Raw genomic sequence first — 1,516 nt, 5'->3', positions numbered from 1 at the left:
TCGAGCCCCGAAGTCGCAGCACAGACTTCACATCCAACCGATCAAGGAACAATCACTTTCGGATCCGATAAAACGCTATTGACCCACGCTCCTAGGCGCCGTCATCGGGGAGACCGGGCTCGACTCGATCCTGGCCGACCTCTTCACCGCCGACGCAACGGCGCCGGTCATCCTCAGCATCTTGCTCGCCTGGGTCATCGCCGCAGTGCTGCACCTGGCAATCGGATCCGTGTCCGTGGCTGCCATCGCGGCCGCCGGAATCATCGGCCCTGTGCTCGGCTCGATCAGCGTCCCGCCGATCGTCATCGGCCTCGCCATCGCTTCGGGCGCCATGTTCGCTCTTCAGGTCAACAGCAACTTCTTCTGGATGTTCAAGTCGCTTCTCGGACTGTCCACTCAAGGAACGTTCAAGACGCTGACGATGGTCACCTCCATCGCCTCGGTGGTCTCGCTGCCGATGGTCATGGCGGTGGCGCTCATTGCTTAGGGCAGGGTGAGGATACCGAGCTTGAGGGCAGGACCTGCCGTGGCTTGCCCTCAACGTTGGCGCCCGAGGTGCCAGGACCGGGATTGAGGAAACCTCGAGATAGCCGATGCAGTCGCTGATCCAATCGACATGGTGTTCGACATGACAGCTCGAGATGCACGACGCCGCGACCCGGGGCCGGTTCACCCGGCAGCAGCGCCGCGATGGCATGGCCCGTGCCGGTGGGCTTTGTGAGCTGGAAGCCGGGTTCCGCCGTCGTTGTTCGCGTCCTTCCGAGCACGGCGATCACTTCTACCCGTGGTCTCGCGGCGGTACGACTTCGCTGCAGAACTTTGTGACTGCCTGCGCGAGGTGCAATCGGACGAAGGGTGCGCGGCTGCCCTCCCCTGGCCGGCAGCGGCGGTTGGAACCAGTTAGCTAAGGGAAGCAACCTGACCGCCAGTCTGGGGAAGGTAACGGGGTGAGGGGAGCAGCTCCCGCCCCGCTGAGCCTGCCCTTAAGTGTGGTCTCAGCCCTCCGTGTCGTCGATGGCTTGTACCGAAATCAAAGTCACACCGAGGTCGCGCACCTTATCGAGCAGCCCATGCAACGCCGCCTGATCGATGACCAGACCCGAGAGGATGGTCGTTCCTTCGCTCTCGTGGGTTACAGTCACGCCTTCAAACCAGTCGGCCCAGCGATCGTCGAGGTGACCCCAGATGCGGAGTTCGTATCGCCCAGGCTCATGGCGCTTCGCAGGTGTCTCGCTCATGACAGTGCCGGACCCCTGGCTGTGACTGTGGGTGTTTGACTGGAGATCCGCTCGTTGATCGCCCAATCCGCCACGATGAGGTCAATTGCCCAGTCGCCCGACAATCCGACCAGGCGCAGGGAACCAGCGGTTAACGGAACGGCACAAAGCAGGATCAGTGCGGAGGGCAGGATCAGTTTTGGCCTAGGAATGCGCTGAATAATTTTGGGGGGGTTTAAGGCGCGCCTGCTGGAATATTTTCCTGCCTCGTTAAGACTGGATTCATGCAAGGAGTTGAA

General features: G+C 61.6%; 4 protein-coding genes. 2 read left to right on the top strand and 2 right to left on the bottom strand.

What is annotated here, in order from left to right:
* Positions 1–103: 103 nt before the first annotated feature.
* Both B0G38_RS23160 and B0G38_RS23155 read left to right on the top strand, forming a co-directional pair.
* Positions 104–487, top strand: a complete 384-nt coding sequence (locus B0G38_RS23160; RefSeq protein WP_264671652.1) for a GntP family permease — start codon at positions 104–106, stop codon at positions 485–487.
* A gap of 154 nt (positions 488–641) precedes the next feature.
* Entirely contained in the window at positions 642–908 is a 267-nt protein-coding gene (locus tag B0G38_RS23155; protein ID WP_319801287.1) for an HNH endonuclease, read from the top strand.
* 87 nt (positions 909–995) lie between these two features.
* Here the strand turns inward: B0G38_RS23155 and B0G38_RS23150 are convergent, their stop codons facing one another.
* On the bottom strand, positions 996–1,238 hold the full coding sequence (locus B0G38_RS23150) for a hypothetical protein (RefSeq protein ID WP_264671650.1): 243 nt from the start codon (positions 1,236–1,238) through the stop codon (positions 996–998).
* On the bottom strand, positions 1,235–1,516 hold a 282-nt coding region (locus B0G38_RS23145), incomplete at its 5' end, for a hypothetical protein (RefSeq protein ID WP_264671649.1). The genes B0G38_RS23145 and B0G38_RS23150, both read right to left, overlap by 4 nt.

Source organism: Crystallibacter permensis, from assembly GCF_025960875.1.
GTDB classification, from domain to species: Bacteria; Actinomycetota; Actinomycetes; order Actinomycetales; family Micrococcaceae; genus Crystallibacter; species Crystallibacter permensis.
This window is presented reverse-complemented; position numbering and strand designations above follow the sequence as displayed.